The following is a 316-nucleotide window of genomic DNA, read 5'->3' as shown; positions in this document are numbered from 1 at the left end:
AGCGCTGCGATGATTTCTCAAGCATTGCGTATTAACGAAACAACAGTACGGCGTCATCTTGAAGACTACGCAACTGCTGAAAAACTCAAGCCCGAGAATCAGGGAAAACGCATGAAGATCCGCGCCACGCCTGGGCTAGCAATTTAATGACTTAGTTGTCACTTAAGGCTAAAAACCGTGCGTTATGCCATATTTATTAATTAAAATAAGTGAAAATAAAGGATCAATTTGTTGATCATTTTCAGTGCGATTTAATGGTCTCCTAACGTTTAGGAGATTAAAAATGACAGAAGATAAAAGTCCATTTATGCATTTC

The 316-nt window shown here is 38.6% G+C and carries 1 pseudogene; it reads left to right on the top strand.

Annotated elements, in window-relative coordinates:
* Positions 1-126, top strand: a pseudogene (locus BZJ21_RS16775) (IS630 family transposase); the annotation flags it as partial.
* Between the last annotated feature and the right edge of the window lie 190 nt (positions 127-316).

It is taken from the genome of Salinivibrio costicola subsp. alcaliphilus (assembly GCF_001996185.1).
GTDB lineage: Bacteria > Pseudomonadota > Gammaproteobacteria > Enterobacterales > Vibrionaceae > Salinivibrio > Salinivibrio costicola.
The sequence above is the reverse complement of the archived record's forward strand: the minus strand, read 5'-3'. Positions and strand labels throughout refer to the sequence as shown.